Raw genomic sequence first — 20,309 nt, 5'->3', positions numbered from 1 at the left:
AGCTTCGCTTCAAATCTCTTCATAGCCGTATCTAATTCTTCATGCGTGGGCTGTACAGATGGTTCATCACTACCATCTGTATTACTTTCTTGGATTGAATCATTAGAATACAAGTCAACAAAAATTTGTTTTCTTACCTCGGGCTTAACTTCAACCTTACTGCTAGAATTATCTGTAGCGACAGATAATTCCTTTGATTCTTTTCTATAGCGGTAAAGATAATTGGTCAGTGTGCCAGTCGTTAGAATGAGATCATGGCGCTCAGCTAATATCTCAACCACACCTTCATAGGTATATGAAACAGCTAGCTCTTCGATCACCTCATAAAGATCACGAAATTTAGAAAATTTTGTTCTTTTAGCCATAAATTCCTATCCCCATCTATTCTTGAAGTCAATTACCTCAATTATGAAATCGCTCATAAATTGCTCATATTTAACTAACGATTTACTACCCTTTTGCTAACGATTTACTAACTTTTAATCAATCATACAGTAATTGCTCATAAATTGCTCATATCTAGCTAACGATTTGCTACCCTTTTACTAATGATTTACTAACGTAACGCTCTTATAAGCCTTTTTAGCTAAAAAGGCTTACTACAGGTAGAAAATAACCGATTTTTCTACCTGCTTTTTGGTCATTAAATTATCCAATTTAATGACTACACCATACGCACCCCCTTGGGATGAAAAAAAGCGTATTAAATCAGCAACTTACCTGATTTAATACGCTTTTTTCTGTACACAAAATGTTTACAAATTAGATTTAAGTCACTGATTTTTATGGTATATTACTGTCCACAATTTGTAAACAAGGATAATTATGTACACTCCTACCGTGTCATTTAGATTAAAACCTGAAGTCTACCTAAAACTAGAAGCGATAGCAGCAGAGGAAGGATTATCTCCTGGTGTCTACCTAAAGAAAAAATTGGAGGCAGATACCAATAACTTTCTTGAAGACCTTCAGTTTATGAAAGGAGATATTAGTGAGATTTTGCACTTATTGCAGTCGGACGATGAAGGGTCAAAGGCAGTAGAGAGCACATCAAATCAGAATGACATGGTCAAGGCTTTGATGCCGATAGTGCTAGAATCGTTATTAATACTAAGAGAGGTAGCAGCCCCTAATAAGGTTTCCAATGCTCAAAAACTGGTTAACAAAGCTGGGATAAAGGCACACAATAGTTTGGATTAATAATTAAATGTATATTGCCCTTGTATCAGCTGATACAAGGGCTTTTTTTGAGAAGTAATTCAATGATCAGGGATTAACCCTTAGTAGCATATTGATGAAGATTACTGGAGATTCTAACTGTCTTCTATAAGGTTTAGTTGTTATAGATAAGTAAGTGCCTGTGTAAGCCCATATTTGCCTCTTGAAAGGGTTAAAGAGTAATTTAGCTAGCAGATTACCAAATGAGACTTAGAGCCTTATGAGAAGCTAAATAGAAAGGTTTATCTATGTGTCATTAGAGGCCTTATCCCTATTATTTAAATAAGCTGAATCTGCTCATATTCGATTGTTGGCTAAATTTCCTAGTTCTTTCTCTTGTCACTTTAATTATTAATAACCAAAAAGGTTTTTAATGTTTTTAAATACTTTTAAAAGCTTTTACGTCCTTCGGAAGCCTCGATAACAAAGAGTTTCGAGCTCTATAAAGCTACGTCTATCGACCCATAAAGCTACGTCTATCGACCCATAAAGCTACGTCTATCGACCCATAAAGCTACGTCTATCGACCCATAAAGCTACAAATATTGATATTTGTAGCTTTATGGGTTACAGTGCGTTTATTGTTTACTATGGAGAGTACGAAATGAGTGATAAGCGGTTAATTGCTAAAGACAATAAATTAATCAGTGCTAGTTACTCTCTTGGCATACCCGAGCAGCGCCTTATTTTCTTAGCAATTATTGAAGCAAGAGAACAAAAACAATTAATTGATGCTAGAGGTATTCTGAACATTAGAGCAAAGAGCTATCAAGAACAATTTAAGGTAGAAAAGCATACTTCATATGATGCGTTAAAAAGTGCTACAAGTGGCTTATTTGATGCTCATTTTGAGTATGAAGATGTTCATGAAAAAACAGGAAAACTGGCTCGCCATGTCATTAGATGGGTACAAAAAATAAGCTATATCGATGACGCTGGTATGGTTGAGCTGCAATTTACAGATGCAGTTATTCCGCTAATAACAAGACTTAGTGAGCAATACACAGAATATGAATTAAAACAGGTTAGTGAATTGCAAAGCGAATACTCAATCAGGCTTTATGAGTTGATGATGCAATGGAAAGCTGTTGGTAAAACTAACAAAATATCAGTTGATGATCTACGTAGGAAGTTAGGTGTTGAGCCTGAACAATATAAGAAGATGAATAACTTCAAGGCTCGAGTTTTAGATCATGCCATTAATCAAATAAATAAGCATACAGACATTCAAGCTGAGTATGAGCAACATAAAAATGGACGTACTATTGCTGGCTTTACTTTCAAATTTAAAGTGAAGAAAAACAAAGAGAATACTGCTACTAAAATTACTAACAATGGCAATATGACCACTATTGAAGGACTTAACGATAAGCAACTAGGACGTATTGCTCGCAACCCTAGCTTTATAGCAGATTACAATCATTTAGTAAGCTCTACCAGTCCAGCAGGTCAAGATCCTAAAGCATGGGAATTTGAGATGATCAATCGTCTGAAGGAAGATGCTTTACAGTTTAAAAAACGTCCAATTAGAGAGTATCTCGAATACTAAAGTGCCAGACCTATAGAGCTTTTATAGAATTAGCTAAACGCCTTTCCTTACTAAAGGGAGTTGTATAGAAGCGTTGGTGGATACCATATAGAAGAGTTTTTAAATCCTTATCACAGTTAATTTCAAACTCTTTATTACTTACATCAAAAACTATCTCATTTGCACAGTAATCATTCACATATACAAACATATCGTCTCGGGCTTTAGGTGTTAACTGAGACAAAGCCTCTATAGCCACAGTTATAAGTTTGCGATTTAAAGCAGAAACCTTTTTTGAGTCATAATCCTTGCCTTTCTTGATGAAGGACTCTTTTAGAAAATCGTCTACTTCTTCTTGAGTCGCCTCTTTGTACAGCATACCTATGTCTTTAAAAATTGCTGTAATAGAAGATAAATCCCTAAATAAAAGTGTTTTAGAGCCTGATAAATATATTGCATCGGGTGTTTTTTTAATGATAATTTGTTTGTCATTTTCTACAACTCTAGCAACCTCTCCAAAAGGAACTTCTCCGTAAACAAGAGTTTTCAATCGTATAAAGCTAGAGGGAGTGACATTTTGAAAATAAAAATCACCGTTTTGCACGGAAACAAGGTAAGAGATATCTACAAACTCACTTTTCTTGATTTCATCATAGTCTTTAGGATCAAAGCAATTTTTAAGGAGTTCTAAGCAAAAATCTGTCTGATCAAAATCCTCAATTTTGAACCAAGAGTCGTCGTCCAGCTTGTGTTCTGGTACATACGGTAAGCAGTCTAGCGTGGTAATATCAACTTCTTCAAAAACTTCTTGATCAGAGGTGACTTTTCGATAAGGCTGTGCTCTTTTCCTCTTTATCTTTGCTAACAAACAATCCATTATTTCCCTCTATCAATAAAATTGTGTTCAATAAAAGTATAGTTATTAATTCTATAAGCCTCAGTATCTATATATTTCGGGTTTTTAAAATTATTCTGACTAATTAGAAAAAGTACTGTGCCGTTTTTAGTAGTAACGTTATAAAAGTTATATCCAAAAACCAGAAATAATGGATTGAAATACAGAGCTTGAGAATAAAATGTAAAAACAAATAAGAGCATGTAAACAAACCAAAGAGTTTCCCAATTGCCTATACTTAGAGCTACGAAAAAATAACCTAAGTAGCTAGGCAGAAAGCTGTTGTTTGCATATTCAATACTTACAATCTCTCCAGATCTAAATGGATCTTTTCCTAATTTAGTGCTAACCAATATACTAAGCTTCGTTAGCAACAAAATTACTGATACATATAAAATATAAGAAATAGCATTAGGAAACGTAGGCATCCATTTACTGATATCTAAATACGAAAAAAGGTCTTGTAAGGTGAAGCCCTTCTGTACTAAAAAAATAATAACGAGTAAAGCCGTGGCATTAAATGTCAATAGTAAACGGAATAGGTTGTTTAATAACATAGGGGTTTCGCCTGATAGTTTACGCCATAAACCAATTAAAATAAAAATTATCTCTAGTCTCTAGTGTGCTCCCTAACCGAAAGTTTTTTGAACTCTGTTTTACTGGTACAGCTAACTCAATATAAAACCATTGTATATATTAAGTTAGCTAAAAGAACCACTTTATTCTGAAGAGTTATCCCAGTTGGACAGTATGTTTTCAGCCAAGCTGAAGACCTCTATTAACAGCTTAGATCTGTCACTTTTATTATGTGTATTGTGTACCTGTTCAACCAATTCCGACAGTCTCATATGCTCTGTATCTAATGTGTTGAACTCAGGCAACGATAGGTGTTTGAAAATATTAGCTACCTGTATAGATACGTTATGACTATCAAGCCATTCACGAACAGTTTCGGTATTAAGGAGTCCACATAGATAATAAGCAATTTCTTTACTATCAAAAGAAGAGAAATATACTTTATGATCTGGAATAAAAACTCTTTTTCCGTTTACTGGCATATCTATTGAGCTTGCAACAGCAGCATAAAAGCTCTTTGACATTTCAGGCCATACTACCTTCCAAGGTTGAAACGTATAATCTCCCACGTTATATATAGCCTGGTATGGCGCATTATTCATTTGTCTACGAAACGTTGATCTATTGAGCAACTGATCTTTAAAATTCTCGAACCATATTTTCGTGTTTTTGTACTCCTGTAAATTCAATTTGTCTTTAGAATTTTGAAAATCAGCTTTGGAGATCCCAGTATTGGGAACAAATGTGTAAAGCATTTGTTTGTTATAATTTGGGTCTGCCAGTTTTAAGTAACAGGCTTCAAAGTCACTAGCTCCTTTGATTAAAGGATAAAGCAAATCTGGCTCTACCCACTGAGTCCTACTTACACCAATATCTATCTTCCCCGCCTCAGGACGACTTTTAATTTCAACACGTTCTCCATTATCCTGGATTATGGGTACAAAATAGACCCCATTTAAGTCAGTCGTAATGCCTTTTCTACCTTTAGTCCAATCACACTCATTCGATAGGTATTTGATAGTACTAAACCTTCCTATCTTGAGTATTGCCCATGGAGAGCCATCCTCAGATACAGGGAAAGCTTCCTTATTATCAGCTACTATTTTCTTAAATACTTCAGCTTGGTTAAGCTTTGGATCGATAGTACGTTTTTGCCCTTCAGCAGCTTGCCAAATTTTATAAGGAATAGGATATTTAGGTTCAGCTCGTGTTTTTTTGAAGATTGCCACGACAGTATGATTGCTTGCATCTTCAAATGGTTTTAATGCTTTAAAATCTTCTACTTCAATTGGTTGAAGAAAAGCTGAATTAGGATCTTTTGGCTCGAGTTTGAATGTTCTAAATCCCGCTGAAGATGGATTTTTAAAGAGAGTTCCTGTTATGACAAATGCCATGCAACCATCATTAACTAACCATTTATCAGCAACGGTATAAGTAATCATGGCAGAAATATCAAGCTCATTGCCTCCATGACGTTTAGTTTTTGAAAAAATGCCATAATCTTCGCAAGTTGGCTTTACACGTTCACGATAAGTATCTGGTAGCTTAGACCAGCGCACCCAAGGAGGGTTTCCAACGATACAATCAAACTCACCAGCTGTAGCTGACCAGAAAAAGTTCCTGACAATCCTAAACCATATGCCGTTCCATTGTTTCCGATGTAAACCAAGAATTTGATTATAGGTATAAGATAAAGGTTCTTCCCAACTAACCATTTCTTGACTAGAAATGAGCTTATATCTGAGTAGCTTTTCTTTTACATCTATAAAATCAAGGTTAAGTTCTACATCCTCACCTAATCTAATAAAAACCTCATCCAAGCGCTTTCGAGATAAAGCTAATTCAGAAGGTAGTGATATATCTAGCTTAGCCAGTTGGCTGCCTATTTTATAATTAACAACATCCTGATTATTATTAGGGTCTGGAGCTGGTGAATAGATAGCATCCGCCAATAAAATAGGTAATTCAATTTCTACGCCTTTACAGGTTTGTAGCAGCTCAGCAATTTCAATTAGAAAGTTTACGCGTGCGGTTTGGACTGCTAAAGGATTGAGATCAAAACCCCAAACTGAAGAGCATATGTGCTCTAGGATTTGATCATTACTCCATTTCATTTCTTTAGCTTCAGATATTTTCTGACGTATCAAAGAAATAAGAAAAGCCCCCGAACCGCACGTAGGATCTAAAACTCTTTGCTCTAACCAAGGCTTTTTTTTAGCCTTAGCTAGAGTGTAATCAACTAACCAGTCAGGTGTATAGAACTCACCTAAAGATTTGCGAAGCTGTCTTGGAACTAAACCTTGATACAAGTCACGTAAAACATCTCTAGTTCGACTAATCTTATCTAAATGATAAAGTGATAAAACTGCCAGTGTTTTTCTAAGAGAAGTGATTAGACCGCCTGATTCACTATTAGATAGTTTTGCTATATCGAGATACCAACTAAATATAGCCTCTTCAACAAAACCTTTAATACCTGCTTGCTCAAATATGGCTGACTTTTCAATGTCTTTTTCTAGGGATTTTATTAATGCTTTATCATCTTTGAGGGCAGATATAGTCTGGGCTGGGTACTCAAAGCTTGTTAATCCATGAGAGGAAACGATCTCAGCTGCTAATAGCTTTATCAATAGAGAGTTATAAGTGTGTATAACAAATAATCTTGCAGATATAGAATGTTTGTCCTCACCTTTCCATAGAAATGTTATTTCACTACAAATTGACTCTGTTAGGAGAGTCGATGTGTCAGAGACTTGTCCATATAACGTACGCCATTCTTCAAACAGCATTTTCACTTTATTATTATCAGTTTTTTGGATTTCATAAGCCAATCCATCGGATAAGCTTTGCATTAACTCTCGTGCATTTGAAGAACCATGGCCAAAATCTCTCAACAGGTTTTCTGTAGTCAAAGCACGTCGAGTATCAGCCTTAAATGCTTCAATAACAATACTTACAGCGTATAGAGAGAATGGTATAAGCTGTTGAGAAAAAATTTCTGAGCCACGAACCTGAGTGAAACATATATGTTCACCATCAACAGCTATTCCAATAAAGTCAGAAACAGGAATACCGGTTTTTTCGGCTTCTCTAAGGATATATGGCAATAGCCTACTTTCAGTAGCTTCCTTGAATTTTGGGCTATCTTTGCTACCTTTGAATAAACCTGGTGCTTTGAACTCAATAATAACGTGGTTATGGCTTGAATCCTTACGCCCTCTTTCAGCCTCTAATAAAAGCCCCGTTGCTTCTTCTATTGCCTTAACCCATATGATTCGGACTTCTTCTTCTCCAACCCAAGGCTTCATTCGTCTTTCGTTAATTTGGTTGAAAGCATTGATTACTGATTGATCCATTTGTTTTCCACTCTACTTAATACAAAAAATTATGTTATATAGGTTCTTCGGGAGTATCTAACCCAAGCCTTTAAAACTAGATATGATAATGGACATATAGTAACAGCTACTTGTTAACAGTCCTAAGAATCATTAAGAGTTAGGTAAAGCTTAGTGGATCCAAACAAAATGACCTAAATATCCAATTTGCCTAATACATAAGACAATGCCATAGTTATTCACTGAACGTTCTGGACAGTTGTACTGTACAGTTTCTAAAAACGTACTTGAACACTAGGTGAACAATGAACATATCAGTGACGAAAGCAGCAAAAGAATGGGGTGTATCAAGAACGACCATTTATCAGAAAGTCAATGATGGTGAGCTATCCAGAACCGCAGACAAGAAAATAGACGTTTCAGAAATGTTGCGCGTGTTTGGTGAGCCAATTTCTAAAAAACGTACTGAACGTTCAGTGAACACTGTCCAAAGTACACCTCTGAACAGTCAGAATGTTCAGTACAGTACAGACATTGAACACCAATTAGCGCTTGAAAAGCTCAAAAATGAACACCTCAGCCAACAAGTGAGTGATCAAAAGAAGTTGATAGAGAATTATCAGCAGCAGATCAGTCAGCTCAACAAAACGCTGGATAAAGCCAACGCCAGTATTCAGGATTTCGCGCAAGTCAGACTGCTAGAATTTAAAAAATCTGAGCAGGGCTATGAGCCGCCACTTGAACAAGAGAAAGAAAAAACAGACAACTCAACCGTAGCTACGGTTGAAAAAAGGAAAAAATGGTGGGAGTTTTAGACTTTGTGATTTTATCGACTAATGATCTAACAGATACTCTTCTAGCGCGTCGTTAATCATATCTTGGTAGTTTCCACCGGTCTTCTTCGCCTTATCCTGGAATCTAGCAATGATACTAGGACTCACGATACTGGCACCGACCATAGAATCAGATGACACTATGCCTCCACGGGTCGCGCCCGACCAGTCCGTGACTTCAGGAATATCAGACAAATCAACATCCTCATCTGAAAGCATTGCCAATCGTTGCAAATTGGCTTCTTGCTCAGCGCTTAAAGACGGCAATTCATTTGCTTTATAGCTAACCTTGTTCATAGAACCTCCTTTCAGCCTTAGTGGCACGTCGTGCTGATATGATACGAATAACCTCACCACCCTCACTATCTCTTTGAGTATGAGCGACCAGTAATACCGCCACCCCATTCACCGCGCCAAGCGCTTGCCACCGTTCTTCACCATTTTCATATCGGTCTTGCTGACGCAAACACAAAGGATCAAGAAATACCCGAGCTGCTTCTTCAAAGGATAAGCCATGTTTGCGTCTATTACTGCTATTTTTCTGTTCATCCCACTCAAATTCAATCATTGTTCACCGTTCTCAAGCGTATTGGTGCTAGGCATTGCCTGATAATCAAAAGTCAGCGGTATGCTATTGGTTTCGGCTACCTGATGCAAAAATAACTTAATCGCCTGAGAAGGCGTTAAACCATAGCCCTCTAATACCGAAAACGCCTTGTCTTTTAGCTCTTGATCCAAACGAATATTATAATTGGTTGTGCTCATAGCATTACTTATCGCTTATTTATGTACATTTAATATAAGCGATAAGTAATGCTAATTCAATAATTTTAGGGTTTTGGTCTTTCACAATAGTGATAGTAACGCGCTACCCATCTAATCCACGCAGGAAATCATCAATTTTCTGTTTTAGCTGTTTTTGTATGACGTAGAGTTCGCTCGCGCTACATTCTCTTAGCAAACGTTCCTCATCTTTTAGCTCAAACATCTTTTTACGTATGCTGTCGCTATGAGCTTCGTTCTCTAAACCAAAGGTGTTAAGACGCCCCATTTGACGGTAGTATTCTCGTTGCGCCTCTTCAAACATCATAAAATGGTTACTTGCTACTGATATACCTTCAATACTCATAAATCACTCCTTTTTACACTAGGAAAATGTCCCTTTATGAAATTTTTATTTATTTACTATCAATAACTCACCTATCAAGAAGAGATCTATTTCTTTTATTTGCCAGCTTCGCTTCAAATCTCTTCATAGCCGTATCTAATTCTTCATGCGTGGGCTGTACATAGGACTCATCACTAACATCTGTATTGCTTTCTTGGTTTGGGTCATTAGAATACAGGTCAACAAAAATTTGTTTTCTTACCTCGGGCTCAGCCTCAACCTTACTGCTAGAATTATCTGTAGCGACAGACAATTCCTTTGATTCTTTTCTATAGCGATAAAGATAATTGGTCAGTGTGCCAGTCGTTAGAATGAGGTCATAGCGCTCAGCTAATATCTCAACCACACCTTCATAGGTATATGAAACAGCCAGCTCTTCGATCACCTCATAAAGATCACGAAATTTGGAAAACTTTGTTCTCTTAGCCATAAATTCCTATCTCCATCTATTTCTGAAGTCAATTATCTCAATTATAAAAACGCTCATAAATTGCTCATATTTAACTAACGATTTACTACTCTTTTGCTAACTTTTTACTAACGATTTGCTAACTTTTAATCAATCATACATTAATTGCTCATAAATTGCTCATATTTAACTAACGGTTTGCTAACTTTTTACTAACGATTTACTAACGTAACGCCCTTATAAGCCTTTTTAGCTAAAAAGGCTTACTACAGGTAGAAAATAACCGATTTTTCTACCTGCTTTTTGGTCATTAAATTATTCAATTTAATGACTACACCTTACGCACCCTAAAGGGATGAAAAAAAGCGTCTTAAATCAGTAACTTACCTGATTTAAGACGCTTTTTTCTGCATGCAAAGTGCAAACAGAATTGATTTAAGTTTTTGATTTATATGATATATTGTTGTCTACAATTTGTAAACAAGGATAATCATGAGCACCCCTACCGTATCATTTAGATTAAAGCCTGAAGTCTACCTAAAACTAGAAGCGATAGCAGCTGAGGCAGGGCAGTCTCCTGGTGGCTACTTAAAGAAAAAATTGGAATCAGATACCAATAGCTTTCTTGAAGATCTTAAGTTTATGAAAGGAGATATTAGTGAGATTCTATACTTATTACAGTCGGACGACGACGATATAAAGGCAATAGAGAGCAGCTCAAATCAGAATGATATGGTCAAGGCTTTGATGCCGATAGTGCTAGAATCGTTATTAATATTAAGAGAGGTGGCAGCACCTAACAAAGTATCCAATGCTCAAAAACTGGTTAACAAAGCTGGGATAAAGGCACACAATAGTTTGGATTAATAATTAAATGTATATTGCCCTTGTATCAGCTGATACAAGGGCTTTTTTTTGAGAAGTCATTTGATGATCAGAGATTGATCCTTAGTGGGACAGTCATAAAAACTACTGTGATTCTAACGATCTTCCGAAGATGTTAGTTGATAGGAACAACCATGGGACTGTATAAGCTCATATAAGCCGTCTAAGTAGGTTAAAAAAATTTTACCTAGCAACTGTACCAAACGATACTTAGAACCTCATAGGGAGCTTAACAGGCTGTTATTATCTCTATTTGACTAGGGTTTTGATCTCTCTTTTTAAATTATTTGAAATTACTAGTATTGAATGGATTGCTATATTTACCGGCTTTTTCTTTTGTCATTCTAATTATTAATAACCAAAAAGGTTTTTAATGTTTTTAAATACTTTTAAAAGCTTTTACGTCCTCTGAAAGCCTTGTTATTAGGGGCTTTCATTGCTCATAAAGCAACGTTTACCCTGCTATAAAGCAACGTTTACCCTGCTATAAAGCAACGTTTACCCTGATTAAAGCAACTAATTATTAATTGTTGCTTATTCGGGTTTTGTATGTGACTATCTAATGAATATAAAATTTAGAGGTTTCTATGAAGTTAGTTGTTAAAGATAACTCATTGATTAACGCTAGTTACTCGCTTGGCTTAGTTGAGCAAAGAATAATGTTGCTTGCAATCGTTGAAGCTAGAGAAACGGGGCAAGGTATTGATACAGACACGTTTTTAGAAGTCCATGCTCAGCATTACGCAGATCGTTTCGATATTGATGTAAACAATGCTTATTCCATGCTTTCAGAAGCTACACAAACCCTTTTTAATAGACAGGTAACTTACACTGTACATGATGAAAAACGTAATAAACCTGAAAAAAGGGTAGTGCGTTGGGTAAGTGGTATTTCTTATGTCGAAGGGGCAGGAGTAGTGAAATTACGCTTTGCTCCTGAAGTAGTGCCTCTCATTACTCGTTTGGAAAAGAATTTCACCAGCTATGAGCTTGAGCAGGTGAAAAGTCTAAATACCTATGCAACAAGGCTATATGAGATTTTAGTAAGCTGGAGAAGTGTTGGGAAAGTTACGATAACCCTTGAAGAGTTACGCAATAACTTAGGCTTAATTGATGAATATTCTAGGTTAGAGGCTTTCAAAAGACGGGTTTTAGATTTGGCAATCACTCAAATCAATCAACACACTGATATTACTGCTGAATATGAACAGCACAAGCAAGGACGTGCCATTACAGGCTTTACATTTAAGTTCAAGGTAAAGAAAGATAAAGTAAAAATTACTGCGAAAATTGAGACTGATAAAAGCGATATGTTTACCGTTGAAGGATTGAACGATAAGCAGCTGGGGCGTATCACACGTAACAAGCAGTTCATTGCTGATTATAACCACTTGGTTAGCTCTACTAGTCCAGCAGGACAAGACCCTAAGGCGTGGGAGTTTGAAATGATTAATCGTCTCAAAAAAGATGCTTCACAGTTTAAGAAGCGTCCTATCAGAGAGTATCTTGATTACTAGGGCTTATGAGTGCGTTTGATCGGTTCGGTTCCCTAGTGAGGACTTAAATTTTCAGTTGTAGCTCATCTTTTTTTAGCCTCGCTATCAAGCCCCTTACTTTATATATAGAGATTGGTGGCTTTTATTTTATGCAGGATTAACGAGAGCAATCGACGATAGGGCTCATTACTGTAATCATCGAGATTATAATCAAAGACTCGCTGATCAAGATCGTCATAACTTTTAATTTTTTGATCTATATTTATTTACTAGTATAATTTGTCAACTTTTGCTATTTTGGCTGTCCAAGCAATTTACCATATTAAATACAGAAGAACTATCGAATCTCGATAACTTAAAGATATTCTTATGTTCGTAAAAATATAAAAACAGAGGACTGTTGAAGTCAAATAATAATATGTTATTTAAAAGCTAAAAAGACTTTGGCATAACTTCAGGTTTAGTGATTCCAGCTTAATAAAATAATTGGCTGGTACACTTATCAACAAGGATTGTTATAATGTATACCTTTTTGGCTTTAGCGCCTATTCTTGTCGTTTTCTTGTTACTTGTAGTCCTGCGGCTACCGGCAAAAATATCTATGAGCGCAGCTTATCTTGCAACGGCATTGCTAGCTTTTTTCGTTTGGCATGCTAGTGGCGCTCAAGTCGCTGCTGCCACTATTAACGGTATTATTGTAGCGCTCACGATTTTATTCATCGTATTTGCGGCTATCTTGTTACTCAATACCTTAAAAGAAAGTGGTGCCATCATCGCCATTCGTAAAGGTTTTATGGATATCTCGCCTGACAGACGCGTTCAAGCAATCATTGTGGCGTGGTTATTCTGCTCATTGGTGGAGGGCTCATCAGGATTTGGTACGCCATCTGCTATCGGTACTCCACTATTATTGGCGCTAGGTTTCCCAGCAATGGCTTCTGTTATGGTCATGTTGATTATCCAGTCTACGCCGGTGTCATTTGGTGCCGTTGGCACACCGATATTACTTGGCGTTTGGTCTGGTATCAGTGATAAACAAGATCTAGCTCAGTCTATTGCGCCGACCTCTGCTGAAAATTATCTCTTACAAATTACCGCTAATATCGGGCTGTTACATGCATTAGTAGGCTTTTTAATTCCGCTAATTTTAAGTGCATTTTTGACGCGATTTTTTGGCGAAAAACGCTCTTTTATCGAAGGGCTCAAAGTGTGGCCTTTTGCACTCTTTGCCGGTCTCAGCTTTACCATTCCCTACTTTTTGGTGGCTAAATACCTAGGTCCTGAGTTTCCATCATTAGTAGGCGGTTTTATCGGTTTACTGATTGTACTTCCTGCGGCAAAGCGCGGATTTTTAATGCCGAAAGATATCTTCGATTTTGCACCCCGAGACGACTGGGACAAAGATTGGCTAGGTACTTTGGACGAAGAACAATATGATGATTCAATAGCACCAAAGTTTACTTTAATAAGGGCATTTTCTCCTTATATTATTGTTATTGGGCTATTAATTGTATCTCGGGTTGTGACACCGCTGAAAAACTTTTTGGTAGGGGACTTCACAACGATTAACCTTGCCAATCTTTTTGGTACGACTATTTCTAGTAAAATACAACTCGCTTATTCTCCGGGTACTATTTTAATTATTACTTCATTACTGTGTATATTGCTGTTTAAAATGAACAGACAAGCGGTAAAACGTAGTTGGATTAATTCAGCAAAAACTATGATTGCGGCAGCGCCAGCTTTATTGTTTTCGGTGCCGATGGTACAAGTATTTATTAATTCAGGTTCAGCCGCCGATGTCGCCACTTCGCTACCAGCCATGCCGATATTATTGGCTGAAAGTGCGGCTGGGGCGTTTCAAAATGCATGGCCGCTAGTCTCGCCATGGATTGGCGCAATGGGTGCGTTCATTGCAGGTTCCAATACCATCAGTAATATGATGTTTTCTTATTTTCAGTGGTCAACTGCCAGCCAAATTGGCCTTGATAGCAGCCATGCTGCACAAGTAGTAGCACTTCAAGCAGTGGGCGGTGCAGCGGGTAATATGATTTCAGTACATAACGTGGTTGCCGCGTGTGCAGTGGTCGGGTTAATAGATAAAGAAGGCTACGTCATTCGAAAAACCTTGCTCGCCATGATTTACTACGTCATTCAAGCTGGATTGATTGGTATGGGTATCATTTTTGGTGATTTTTGGTGGTGGATTTTGGCTATCATTTGGCCAATAGTATTTTTTGTACTAATGTCGCTGACCAGTAGAAAAAAGGCAATTAATTAATATTTAATAGCTACACTAAAAAATCCTATGAACTCATCATTCTGACGCCATTGTATTATCTATATTAGATTCAGAATGGTTAGTTACAGTGACTACATTACAATTACTAAATAGTTATCAAGGAAAACCCCGTGAAAGATTTAAGCAAAATTACAAATATTGAAGACTTGCGCCAAGTCGCTGAACGTAAAGTACCCCGTATGTTTTATGATTATGTCGACTCCGGTTCATGGACTGAGACCACCTATCATAATAATGAGACTGACTTTGACCGTATAAAGCTGCGCCAGCGTGTGATGATCAATATGGAAGGACGATCGCTTGCTACTGAAATGCTGGGGATGCCTGTCAATATGCCCGTAGCGATCGCGCCAACAGGCTTCACGGGTATGATGTGGGCAGATGGTGAGATTCATGCGGCGCGCGCGGCTGAGAAATTTGGTGTACCGTTTTCGCTATCGACTATGAGTATTTGTTCTATTGAAGATGTGGCGACGCATACTAGTGCACCGTTTTGGTTTCAGCTGTATATGATGCGCGATCAGGAATTTATAGCCAACCTAATTCGCCGTGCCAAAGAAGCCAATTGTTCAGCGCTTATCTTGACCGCCGATTTACAAGTATTAGGGCAACGTCATAAAGACATTAAAAATGGTCTTTCTGCACCCCCTAAACCAACGCTTGCCAATATTTTAAACTTAATGACCAAACCGCAATGGTGCATGAATATGCTGGGTACTAAACGGCGTACTTTTGGTAATATTGTCGGTCATGCTAAAAATGTCGAAGACATCTCTTCTTTATCAGCGTGGACGGCAGAGCAATTTGATCCTGCACTTAGCTGGGATGATGTCGCGCGCATCAAAGATATGTGGGGCGGTAAGCTCATTATAAAAGGCATTATGGAGCCTGAAGATGCGATCATGGCCGCACGTAGTGGGGCTGATGCACTGGTGGTTTCGAATCATGGTGGGCGTCAATTAGATGGTGCACCATCTTCTATTGCTGCGCTAAGTGATATTATACAAGCGGTTCATGCTGAGAATAGTGATATCGAAGTATGGTTAGACAGCGGTATCCGCTCTGGTCAAGATGTCTTAAAAGCAATCTCATTGGGTGCCAAAGGCACACTTATTGGCCGCGCGTTTCTTTACGGACTTGGTGCTTATGGCGAAGATGGTGTACGTCGTGCGCTTGAGATCATTTATAAAGAATGTGATATCAGCATGGCATTCTGTGGTCATACTAATATTCAGGAAGTAACAGATGATATTCTGGTAAATGGTACTTATGAGCAACTCAAATCTGCTCTGCCTTATATAGCACCTATGCGCTGGTGACTCTCGAATCATTGTTCTCATAAGAAATGTTATGAGAAATGACTTTGGATAGAAGAAATCAGTTTTCACTGGTTCTATTAAGGTATACCATAATTTCGCACTGAAACTGCCAGAGTACTATCGTGGAATCTGATACGCTAAAACCTAACTTGTATCGATATAATTTAATCCAAAACCTTAAAAAAATCAGTATTTAACTCTAAATTTAACTCTAATGACTCCTGATCCGTTTGTGCGGCAACGATAATACCTTCGCCAAATACAAACAAAGTGTCAGATTTCTGCTTAGCATTTTCCGCACTTATCTGTTCAAAATTATCAAGTAGCCATTTCCTAACCTCAGTTTTATGCTGCTTGGCTATTAAATGAGGTGAAGACTGTTTATCTGAATACTCTGCGCAAGCGTTGATAAACATACAACCATAAAAATCCTCTGATAACGTCCAGTTCTTGAGGAAGTTTAAGTAGCAAGTGGCAACATCTGCTACTTTCTCAATCTCAAAATCATCAAAGTCATTTTCTAATTGAGTCATAAACATCTGATGACGATATTTAAGCGCCTCCTCAATCAAGCCTTCTTTACTACCAAAATGAGCATACAAAGTCCGCTTGGTAGTCCCTGATCGCTTTGCTAGAAGCTCTACTCCACTGTCGTGAAAGCCTTGCTTATAAAAGAGCTCATAACTTTTTTGTAGAATAGTATCTCGCAATTCCATTGGTTCTGCTCCTGTTATTTTTATGCAGTGAATAACAATAATAGTATTTTTATATACTGTTCGGTATACTTGGAATGTATACCGAACAGTATATTTGTAATTATACCTTTTTATTTTTTATTTATGATAGGAGTAAGTATGCATTCATTCTTTAATTGGCATAAGTTAAGCGGTCAAGTCAACGAATGTCCGAAGAGATTACCTTCATCGATGATAGCAGTGGCTTGGCTAGGTGGCACCATTGCCACTGCAACGCTTGCTATATTAGGAAGCTCAATAGAACTTATTATGATTTTAGGATCGTTTGGCGCAAGTTGTTTACTAATATTTGCCTATCCTACTAGCCCTTTTGCCCAGCCGAGAAATGTTATAGGTGGGCATGTTATTGCGACTTTTACAGGACTGGTATTCATGACGTTATTTGGTATTCACTGGTGGAGTATGGCAACTGCTGTTGGCACTGCCATTGCGCTAATGCTGATATTTAGAATGCCTCATCCGCCTGCTGGGTCTAACCCTTTAATAGTTATGCTAGGTGCAGTAAATTGGAGTTTTTTGATAACACCCACTCTAATCGGTTCAATCGTTTTGGTAATGGTAGCGCTGATTTATAACAATTTGGGTAAAGGTAAACAGTATCCGACTTATTGGTGGTGAATTACCTGAACCGCATCGGGATTGTCTGGGACTTAACACTCTGAGAGTTAGTCTATAGTTCAATGCCTGTATACCGCGCCGATCACGAATAGAATATGTATGGCAAGTACACCATGAAGTACACTGCGGCTATTTCAGCGAGTTAAAACTTTGATACCAATAGCTTACAGCCAAAGATTCAAGTCCTCACTAGGGTACCGAACTTAATAATTTGCAAGCTCATCCTCTTGCTCATAACAGACCTTCAACCCAATCTGTACGGCTTCGCTAAGATCAGCTCCCTCCTTGACACTATAAGGTACATTTGGCGTCAAACGTCCCAGCTTTAAGCCATCCACCGCTGATTTATTAAGCGGTGTACCAACATAAGACTCATCAGTGTAACCCTTAGGATGAAAGTACACCTCACGACCAAAAGCAGGATTCGAGGCACACCCAATCTCACCCTCAGGCACTGTAAATGGATAAGGGGTGGTGTAACTTTCATTCCATGCATGCTCATTCACTACGATATAGCCTGAACCATACATCTCATCTTTATTACCTGAACTGCACCCTATAATCGCGATAGACGCTACCGCAATTAACCACCTGGACATATTGATTCGCATGGCACACCGTCCTTATCACGGTCTAGCTTAGTGTTTCCGCATTTAAGTGCTAGTTTGGCTTGTTCACAGCTGACCATTTGCGTACAAACACGAGGCAAGCCTTTGCATTGTGAACCACCAGCACCTTTAGCAAACAACGGATGATCTACCTCAACATCGCTATAAAATGGATTGTCAGTGACCACTGCATGAGATGACAGGGCAAAGATAGATAACGCCATACTTAGAATAACTTTCTTCATAAAACCGACTCTTTTTAATATCCGCAATACTATCTTCAGATAGTAATATTACCCTATATTTGTTTAACAAAGTGAGCGCCATGTGACTAAATATCTAATTTACACATCAAATTATTTATGATTTGCCTCACAGATAAGTTAATGCGATAGTTGTTCATTGAACGTTCTGTACAGTTGTACTGGACACTTGCTAAAAACGTACTTGAACACTAGGTAAACCATGAACATATCGGTGACGAAAGCAGCAAAAGAATGGGGTGTCTCAAGAACTACCATCTATCAGAAAGTCAATGATGGTGATTTATCCAGAACCGCAGATAAGAAAATAGACACGTCTGAGATGTTGCGGGTGTTTGGTGAGCCAATTTCTAAAAAACGTACTGAACGTTTGGTGAACACTGTCCAAAGTACACCTCTGAACACTCAAAGCGTTCAGTACAATACAGACACTGAACACCAATTAGCGCTCGAAAAGCTCAGAAATGAACACCTCAACCAACAGGTGAGTGATCAAAAGAGGTTGATAGAGAATTATCAGCAGCAGATAGCACAGCTCAACAAAACGCTGGATAAAGCCAACGCCAGTATCCAGGATTTCGCACAAGTGAGATTGCTAGAATTTAAAAAAGCTGAGCAGGACTACGAGTCACCACTTGAACAAGAGAAAGAAAAAAAAGACAACTCAACCGTAGCTACGGTTGAGAAGAAAAAAAGATGGTGGGAATTTTAAACGTTGTAAGCTTATCGACTAATGATCTAACAAATACTCTTCTAGCGCATCGTTAATCATATCTTGGTAGTTTCCGCCGGTCTTTTTCGCCTTATCCTGGAATCTCGCGATGATACTAGGACTTACGATACTGGCATCAACCATAGGATCATCTGCCACCACACTACCACGAGTCGCACCCGACCAGTCGGTGACTTCTGGCATATCAGACAAATCAATATCATCATCTGAGAGCATCGCCAATCGTTGCAAGTTGGCTTCTTGCTCAGCGCTCAAAGACGGCAACTCATTTGCTTTATAGCTAACCCTGTTCATAAAACCGCCTTTCAAACTTGGTGGCACGTCGTGCTGATATGATACGAATAGCCTTACCACCATCCCTATCTCTTTGAGTATTAGCAGCAGGGTTATATAAGAAAACAGTAAATGAAGCGAGAAAACAGTAAATGAAGCGAGAAAACATTCCTAAAAAAAGTATTGTTTTAAGGCTTTTTGATGATTATTTCACTGCACCAAGCGCTTGCCACCGCTCTTCACCATTCTCATATCGGTCTTGCTGACGCAAACAGAGTGGATCAAGAAATACACGAGCCGCTTCTTCAAAGGATAAGCCATGTTTGCGTTGATTACTGCTATTTTTCTGTTCATCCCATTCAAATTCAATCATTGATCACCGTCTTCAAGCATATTGGTGCTAGGCATTGTCTGATAATCAAAAGATAGTGGTATGCTATTGGTTTCTGCCACCTGATGCAAAAACAGCTTAATCGCTTGAGAAGGCGTTAAACCGTAGCCCTCAAGCACCGAAAACGCCTTGTCTTTTAATTCTTGATCCAGACGGATATTATAATTGGTTGTGCTCATAGCATTACTTATCGCTTATTCATGTACGTTTAATATAAGCAATAAGTACTGTCAATTCAATATTTTAGATCTTTGGTCTTTTACGAACAGTGATAGTAACGTGCTACTCATCCAATTCACGCAGGAAATCATCAATTTTCTGTTCTAGCTCTTTTTGTATGACGTAGAGTTCGCTCGCGCTATATTCTCTTAGCATACTTTCCTCATCTTTTAGCTCAAACATCTTTTTAAGTATGCTATCGCTATGAGATTCGTTCTCTAAACCAAAGGTGTTAAGACGACCCATTTGACGGTAGTATTCTCGTTGCGCCTCTTCAAACATCATGAAATGGTTACTTGCTACTGATACACCTTCAATACCCATAGATTGCTCCTTTTTATACTAGGAAAATGTCCCTTTATGAAATTTTTATTTATTTAATATCAATCATTTACTTATCAAAAAGAGATCTATTTCTTTTATTTGATAGCTTCGCTTCAAATCTCTTCATAGCCGTATCTAATTCTTCATGCGTGGGCTGTACA

24 protein-coding genes and 1 pseudogene are annotated in these 20,309 nt (G+C 37.9%); 9 read left to right on the top strand and 16 right to left on the bottom strand.

Annotated features, from left to right (window positions below; translation table 11 throughout):
* The coding region (locus CZ794_RS02145; protein WP_087039994.1) for a hypothetical protein at nucleotides 1-365 on the bottom strand (365 nt) is incomplete at its 3' end.
* Nucleotides 366-825: 460 nt separating this feature from the next.
* On the opposite strand from CZ794_RS02145, the gene CZ794_RS02140 reads away from it, so the two are divergent.
* On the top strand, nucleotides 826-1,200 hold the full coding sequence (locus CZ794_RS02140) for a hypothetical protein (protein WP_087039993.1): 375 nt from the start codon (nucleotides 826-828) through the stop codon (nucleotides 1,198-1,200).
* Between the two features lie 622 nt (nucleotides 1,201-1,822).
* Nucleotides 1,823-2,767, top strand: coding sequence for a replication initiation protein RepM (repM, locus tag CZ794_RS02135; RefSeq protein WP_087039992.1), 945 nt, complete (start codon nucleotides 1,823-1,825; stop codon nucleotides 2,765-2,767).
* A gap of 10 nt (nucleotides 2,768-2,777) precedes the next feature.
* Here the strand turns inward: repM (CZ794_RS02135) and CZ794_RS02130 are convergent, their stop codons facing one another.
* The 3 genes from CZ794_RS02130 to CZ794_RS02120 all read right to left on the bottom strand — a co-directional run bounded on the left by CZ794_RS02130 (nucleotide 2,778) and on the right by CZ794_RS02120 (nucleotide 7,573).
* The gene (locus tag CZ794_RS02130) at nucleotides 2,778-3,623 is read right to left on the bottom strand and encodes an ATP F0F1 synthase synthase (protein ID WP_087039991.1); all 846 of its coding nucleotides are present in this window, start codon (nucleotides 3,621-3,623) and stop codon (nucleotides 2,778-2,780) included.
* Nucleotides 3,623-4,198 (bottom strand): hypothetical protein, encoded by a 576-nt coding sequence (locus CZ794_RS02125; RefSeq protein ID WP_087039990.1) that lies wholly within the window; start codon nucleotides 4,196-4,198, stop codon nucleotides 3,623-3,625. Before CZ794_RS02125 ends, CZ794_RS02130 begins: the two co-directional genes overlap by 1 nt.
* 162 nt (nucleotides 4,199-4,360) lie before the next feature.
* Nucleotides 4,361-7,573 carry an Eco57I restriction-modification methylase domain-containing protein gene (locus CZ794_RS02120; protein WP_087039989.1) on the bottom strand — a complete coding sequence of 1,071 codons (3,213 nt, stop codon included), beginning with the start codon at nucleotides 7,571-7,573 and terminating at the stop codon, nucleotides 4,361-4,363.
* Between the two features lie 284 nt (nucleotides 7,574-7,857).
* Between CZ794_RS02120 and CZ794_RS02115 the strand changes: the two genes are divergently transcribed.
* The gene (locus tag CZ794_RS02115) at nucleotides 7,858-8,367 is read left to right on the top strand and encodes a hypothetical protein (protein WP_087039988.1); all 510 of its coding nucleotides are present in this window, start codon (nucleotides 7,858-7,860) and stop codon (nucleotides 8,365-8,367) included.
* Between the two features lie 18 nt (nucleotides 8,368-8,385).
* On the opposite strand, the gene CZ794_RS02110 is transcribed toward CZ794_RS02115, so the two are convergent.
* From CZ794_RS02110 to CZ794_RS02090, 5 genes are all read right to left on the bottom strand, one after another.
* The gene (locus tag CZ794_RS02110; RefSeq protein ID WP_256958836.1) at nucleotides 8,386-8,682 is read right to left on the bottom strand and encodes a hypothetical protein; all 297 of its coding nucleotides are present in this window, start codon (nucleotides 8,680-8,682) and stop codon (nucleotides 8,386-8,388) included.
* Nucleotides 8,669-8,953 (bottom strand): BrnT family toxin, encoded by a 285-nt coding sequence (locus tag CZ794_RS02105; protein ID WP_179207224.1) that lies wholly within the window; start codon nucleotides 8,951-8,953, stop codon nucleotides 8,669-8,671. The genes CZ794_RS02110 and CZ794_RS02105 overlap by 14 nt, the downstream gene beginning before the upstream one ends.
* Nucleotides 8,950-9,150 (bottom strand): type II toxin-antitoxin system RelB/DinJ family antitoxin, encoded by a 201-nt coding sequence (locus tag CZ794_RS02100; RefSeq protein WP_087039987.1) that lies wholly within the window; start codon nucleotides 9,148-9,150, stop codon nucleotides 8,950-8,952. Before CZ794_RS02100 ends, CZ794_RS02105 begins: the two co-directional genes overlap by 4 nt.
* A 103-nt stretch (nucleotides 9,151-9,253) precedes the next feature.
* Nucleotides 9,254-9,514, bottom strand: a complete 261-nt coding sequence (locus tag CZ794_RS02095) for a hypothetical protein (protein WP_087039986.1) — start codon at nucleotides 9,512-9,514, stop codon at nucleotides 9,254-9,256.
* 67 nt (nucleotides 9,515-9,581) lie between these two features.
* A complete protein-coding gene (locus CZ794_RS02090) occupies nucleotides 9,582-9,983 on the bottom strand; it encodes a hypothetical protein (RefSeq protein ID WP_087039985.1) in 402 nt (133 codons plus the stop codon).
* Between the two features lie 471 nt (nucleotides 9,984-10,454).
* On the opposite strand from CZ794_RS02090, the gene CZ794_RS02085 reads away from it, so the two are divergent.
* From CZ794_RS02085 to CZ794_RS02070, 4 genes are all read left to right on the top strand, one after another.
* On the top strand, nucleotides 10,455-10,829 hold the full coding sequence (locus tag CZ794_RS02085) for a hypothetical protein (protein ID WP_087039984.1): 375 nt from the start codon (nucleotides 10,455-10,457) through the stop codon (nucleotides 10,827-10,829).
* A 605-nt stretch (nucleotides 10,830-11,434) separates the two neighbouring features.
* Complete coding sequence (gene repM, locus CZ794_RS02080) at nucleotides 11,435-12,364, top strand: replication initiation protein RepM (RefSeq protein WP_068039598.1); 930 nt, start codon at nucleotides 11,435-11,437, stop codon at nucleotides 12,362-12,364.
* A gap of 499 nt (nucleotides 12,365-12,863) precedes the next feature.
* Nucleotides 12,864-14,624 (top strand): L-lactate permease, encoded by a 1,761-nt coding sequence (locus CZ794_RS02075; protein WP_087039983.1) that lies wholly within the window; start codon nucleotides 12,864-12,866, stop codon nucleotides 14,622-14,624.
* 131 nt (nucleotides 14,625-14,755) lie between these two features.
* Nucleotides 14,756-15,964, top strand: coding sequence for an alpha-hydroxy acid oxidase (locus tag CZ794_RS02070; RefSeq protein ID WP_062846045.1), 1,209 nt, complete (start codon nucleotides 14,756-14,758; stop codon nucleotides 15,962-15,964).
* A gap of 164 nt (nucleotides 15,965-16,128) precedes the next feature.
* On the opposite strand, the gene CZ794_RS02065 is transcribed toward CZ794_RS02070, so the two are convergent.
* Nucleotides 16,129-16,680: a TetR/AcrR family transcriptional regulator gene (locus CZ794_RS02065; RefSeq protein ID WP_087039982.1), complete on the bottom strand. Its 552-nt coding sequence runs from the start codon at nucleotides 16,678-16,680 to the stop codon at nucleotides 16,129-16,131.
* 138 nt (nucleotides 16,681-16,818) lie between these two features.
* Between CZ794_RS02065 and CZ794_RS02060 the strand changes: the two genes are divergently transcribed.
* Nucleotides 16,819-17,337: an HPP family protein gene (locus tag CZ794_RS02060; protein WP_087039981.1), complete on the top strand. Its 519-nt coding sequence runs from the start codon at nucleotides 16,819-16,821 to the stop codon at nucleotides 17,335-17,337.
* Between the two features lie 203 nt (nucleotides 17,338-17,540).
* On the opposite strand, the gene CZ794_RS02055 is transcribed toward CZ794_RS02060, so the two are convergent.
* Together CZ794_RS02055 and CZ794_RS02050 are read right to left on the bottom strand one after the other, a co-directional pair.
* Nucleotides 17,541-17,936 carry a hypothetical protein gene (locus tag CZ794_RS02055; protein ID WP_087039996.1) on the bottom strand — a complete coding sequence of 132 codons (396 nt, stop codon included), beginning with the start codon at nucleotides 17,934-17,936 and terminating at the stop codon, nucleotides 17,541-17,543.
* A complete protein-coding gene (locus CZ794_RS02050) occupies nucleotides 17,921-18,190 on the bottom strand; it encodes an excalibur calcium-binding domain-containing protein (RefSeq protein ID WP_218778293.1) in 270 nt (89 codons plus the stop codon). The genes CZ794_RS02055 and CZ794_RS02050 overlap by 16 nt, the downstream gene beginning before the upstream one ends.
* A gap of 220 nt (nucleotides 18,191-18,410) precedes the next feature.
* Between CZ794_RS02050 and CZ794_RS02045 the strand changes: the two genes are divergently transcribed.
* Complete coding sequence (locus tag CZ794_RS02045) at nucleotides 18,411-18,920, top strand: hypothetical protein (RefSeq protein ID WP_087039980.1); 510 nt, start codon at nucleotides 18,411-18,413, stop codon at nucleotides 18,918-18,920.
* Nucleotides 18,921-18,938: 18 nt separating this feature from the next.
* Here CZ794_RS02045 and CZ794_RS02040 read toward each other — a convergent pair whose 3' ends face one another.
* From CZ794_RS02040 to CZ794_RS02025, 4 genes and pseudogenes are all read right to left on the bottom strand, one after another.
* On the bottom strand, nucleotides 18,939-19,235 hold the full coding sequence (locus tag CZ794_RS02040; RefSeq protein ID WP_179207223.1) for a hypothetical protein: 297 nt from the start codon (nucleotides 19,233-19,235) through the stop codon (nucleotides 18,939-18,941).
* A 187-nt stretch (nucleotides 19,236-19,422) separates the two neighbouring features.
* A pseudogene (locus CZ794_RS02035) lies at nucleotides 19,423-19,587 on the bottom strand (BrnT family toxin); the annotation flags it as partial.
* A complete protein-coding gene (locus tag CZ794_RS02030) occupies nucleotides 19,584-19,784 on the bottom strand; it encodes a type II toxin-antitoxin system RelB/DinJ family antitoxin (RefSeq protein ID WP_068330392.1) in 201 nt (66 codons plus the stop codon). The gene CZ794_RS02030 and the pseudogene CZ794_RS02035, both read right to left, overlap by 4 nt.
* 103 nt (nucleotides 19,785-19,887) lie before the next feature.
* The gene (locus CZ794_RS02025; RefSeq protein ID WP_068039633.1) at nucleotides 19,888-20,148 is read right to left on the bottom strand and encodes a hypothetical protein; all 261 of its coding nucleotides are present in this window, start codon (nucleotides 20,146-20,148) and stop codon (nucleotides 19,888-19,890) included.
* Between the last annotated feature and the right edge of the window lie 161 nt (nucleotides 20,149-20,309).

Source organism: Psychrobacter sp. JB385 (assembly GCF_900163785.1).
GTDB lineage: Bacteria > Pseudomonadota > Gammaproteobacteria > Pseudomonadales > Moraxellaceae > Psychrobacter.
This window is presented reverse-complemented; position numbering and strand designations above follow the sequence as displayed.

Bases quoted from the DNA above. Each gene is read 5' to 3' on its own strand.
- CZ794_RS02140 (WP_087039993.1), top strand. From the start codon at position 826: ATGTACACTCCTACCGTGTCATTTAGATTAAAACCTGAAGTCTACCTA.
- repM (WP_087039992.1), top strand. From the start codon at position 1,823: ATGAGTGATAAGCGGTTAATTGCTAAAGACAATAAATTAATCAGTGCT.
- CZ794_RS02130 (WP_087039991.1), bottom strand. From the start codon at position 3,623: ATGGATTGTTTGTTAGCAAAGATAAAGAGGAAAAGAGCACAGCCTTAT.
- CZ794_RS02125 (WP_087039990.1), bottom strand. From the start codon at position 4,198: ATGTTATTAAACAACCTATTCCGTTTACTATTGACATTTAATGCCACG.
- CZ794_RS02120 (WP_087039989.1), bottom strand. From the start codon at position 7,573: ATGGATCAATCAGTAATCAATGCTTTCAACCAAATTAACGAAAGACGA.
- CZ794_RS02115 (WP_087039988.1), top strand. From the start codon at position 7,858: ATGAACATATCAGTGACGAAAGCAGCAAAAGAATGGGGTGTATCAAGA.
- CZ794_RS02110 (WP_256958836.1), bottom strand. From the start codon at position 8,682: ATGAACAAGGTTAGCTATAAAGCAAATGAATTGCCGTCTTTAAGCGCT.
- CZ794_RS02105 (WP_179207224.1), bottom strand. From the start codon at position 8,953: ATGATTGAATTTGAGTGGGATGAACAGAAAAATAGCAGTAATAGACGC.
- CZ794_RS02100 (WP_087039987.1), bottom strand. From the start codon at position 9,150: ATGAGCACAACCAATTATAATATTCGTTTGGATCAAGAGCTAAAAGAC.
- CZ794_RS02095 (WP_087039986.1), bottom strand. From the start codon at position 9,514: ATGAGTATTGAAGGTATATCAGTAGCAAGTAACCATTTTATGATGTTT.
- CZ794_RS02090 (WP_087039985.1), bottom strand. From the start codon at position 9,983: ATGGCTAAGAGAACAAAGTTTTCCAAATTTCGTGATCTTTATGAGGTG.
- CZ794_RS02085 (WP_087039984.1), top strand. From the start codon at position 10,455: ATGAGCACCCCTACCGTATCATTTAGATTAAAGCCTGAAGTCTACCTA.
- repM (WP_068039598.1), top strand. From the start codon at position 11,435: ATGAAGTTAGTTGTTAAAGATAACTCATTGATTAACGCTAGTTACTCG.
- CZ794_RS02075 (WP_087039983.1), top strand. From the start codon at position 12,864: ATGTATACCTTTTTGGCTTTAGCGCCTATTCTTGTCGTTTTCTTGTTA.
- CZ794_RS02065 (WP_087039982.1), bottom strand. From the start codon at position 16,680: ATGGAATTGCGAGATACTATTCTACAAAAAAGTTATGAGCTCTTTTAT.
- CZ794_RS02060 (WP_087039981.1), top strand. From the start codon at position 16,819: ATGCATTCATTCTTTAATTGGCATAAGTTAAGCGGTCAAGTCAACGAA.
- CZ794_RS02055 (WP_087039996.1), bottom strand. From the start codon at position 17,936: ATGTCCAGGTGGTTAATTGCGGTAGCGTCTATCGCGATTATAGGGTGC.
- CZ794_RS02050 (WP_218778293.1), bottom strand. From the start codon at position 18,190: ATGAAGAAAGTTATTCTAAGTATGGCGTTATCTATCTTTGCCCTGTCA.
- CZ794_RS02045 (WP_087039980.1), top strand. From the start codon at position 18,411: ATGAACATATCGGTGACGAAAGCAGCAAAAGAATGGGGTGTCTCAAGA.
- CZ794_RS02040 (WP_179207223.1), bottom strand. From the start codon at position 19,235: ATGAACAGGGTTAGCTATAAAGCAAATGAGTTGCCGTCTTTGAGCGCT.
- CZ794_RS02030 (WP_068330392.1), bottom strand. From the start codon at position 19,784: ATGAGCACAACCAATTATAATATCCGTCTGGATCAAGAATTAAAAGAC.
- CZ794_RS02025 (WP_068039633.1), bottom strand. From the start codon at position 20,148: ATGGGTATTGAAGGTGTATCAGTAGCAAGTAACCATTTCATGATGTTT.